This is a genomic window from Bacillota bacterium (assembly GCA_012837285.1).
Lineage (GTDB): Bacteria > Bacillota > DTU030 > DUMP01 > DUMP01 > DUNI01.
In genome coordinates this window covers 1-1603 of sequence record DURJ01000168.1, presented here as the reverse complement: position 1 = coordinate 1603, position 1603 = coordinate 1, and the positions used below count along the sequence as shown (strand labels likewise).

Annotated in this window: 2 protein-coding genes; both read right to left on the bottom strand. The window is 50.8% G+C overall.

Annotated features, from left to right (window positions below):
* Nucleotides 1–7: 7 nt before the first annotated feature.
* On the bottom strand, nucleotides 8–556 hold the full coding sequence (locus GX016_09915; protein HHT71859.1) for a DUF1788 domain-containing protein: 549 nt from the start codon (nucleotides 554–556) through the stop codon (nucleotides 8–10).
* Nucleotides 557–565: 9 nt separating this feature from the next.
* Nucleotides 566–1333 (bottom strand): DUF1819 family protein, encoded by a 768-nt coding sequence (locus GX016_09910; protein ID HHT71858.1) that lies wholly within the window; start codon nucleotides 1331–1333, stop codon nucleotides 566–568.
* Between the last annotated feature and the right edge of the window lie 270 nt (nucleotides 1334–1603).

The window sequence follows — 1603 nt, the reverse complement described above, 5'->3', positions numbered from 1 at the left end:
TTTAATATCATTCCGTCCTCTCCTCCGCTTCTATGGGTACTGCCAAATAGTTCCAACCATCGCGGGCATCTAACAGACGGTAGACTGAACCGCGGCGTGTACCGGGGAAGAAAACTAGTAACCGACCGCGAACGCTGGGGGCTATCAATTCGATTAACCTGGAGACGCGAATAAGTCCGAACAGGGCGCCGGCACCGATGAGAGCAGCCACGGTGGTTTCATCGCCGGCAGCTAAATCTTGTTGCAGCCCAGAGGTCAGATCCTGCTGAAACAAATCCAGGGCCGGATTGGCTCCTTTGGGATTGTAAAAGAACTGTTCTCGGTATTCGTGATTGGCCAGCCAGGTTTCGAAAGAGTAGGTAATATCCAGAGGTAGCCACTTACGATTGGCTTCTCGGGTGGCCAACTCAAAGGCGCCTAGACGGGCCCGCAGCCGCCGTTCGTCGGGCGGATCGTAACGACAAAACCAAACTCTTTCTTGACTGGACAGGCCGCCTTGCCAGGGAAAACTCACATAACTAGCATAAGAGTCAAGAAGAGACTGAATTTTGGACATGCCAACACCTCACTTTTCTGACCTTGAGTCCCAAACATCGGGAAAGCTGATTTCTACTACTCCGCCGGCGTTTTTGTAATCTAGCCAGCCGCGATTGGCGGCCGCAAAAGCATGATCATGTACGTCTGCTAGGGGAGCGTCGAGCAACTTGACCCAGAGGGAGTCCAGCAGATATTGTCCACGGAGCCCGGTTATGTATCCTAAAAAGAGAGCATAGGCGGTGCTGGCCGGGCCGGATGTGGCCCGAGTACGGACTTTGGTGCGATGACCGGACAAATGGCCGGCTTGCTTCCAGGAAGATAGTAGTCGGCGTACCATTCCGGCCATTATACCGGGACTGTAGCGGTTGGAGTATTTTTCTTTTAGGGTCTCTTCCAGAGCTGCTTTAGGCAGGGTAGTATCTTGTGGCCAAGCCAAAACGATGCCGGCTGACTGGCGCAGAATTGGATCCCGAGCAGCGGCGCAAAGAAGAGCCAGCAGAGGCTGTTCTTCAATATCGTAGTGCCAGAAGAAGCGCAACGCGCTGTAGACAAGAATATCTGAATTGAGACCGTAGAACTCCCTCAGGCAACGAAGAATGCCCTGGCGAGAAGAATATGTACCCTTGCCCAGGATGTTGTTGTCTATTACTAATTGCCGAATTTCTTCATAAGATAGAGTCGGCTTTGTAGACGCGAACAGTAGGCGAACATCGTTTACCGAAATGCTGCGTCTACTATGGATGGCAGAAGGTTCAAGGACAAAGCCTAGCTGAGCAATATCCGCACTATTGTTCATATGTAAGTCACATCCTGTCAATAGGGCAAAAAGTTTGAAGCGGGTCATGGTCAAGTAGCGGGAAAAACGAAGATTTTACACCTTGGCTTCATTATAGTAGTTGTAGGCAAGAGCAGTCAATAACAGGCAGGGTTGGCAGGGTTCAGTGGCAAACATATGGTATAATAATTGATGTTACTATAACAATGCGGAGGAATATCATTGCAAATCAGACAAGCTTATCGGGACGAAGCAGCAGAAATAGCTCCGCTGGTTCAGGCGGCGGTGGGC

Bases quoted from the DNA above. Each gene is read 5' to 3' on its own strand.
- GX016_09915 (HHT71859.1), bottom strand. From the start codon at position 556: ATGTCCAAAATTCAGTCTCTTCTTGACTCTTATGCTAGTTATGTGAGT.
- GX016_09910 (HHT71858.1), bottom strand. From the start codon at position 1,333: ATGAACAATAGTGCGGATATTGCTCAGCTAGGCTTTGTCCTTGAACCT.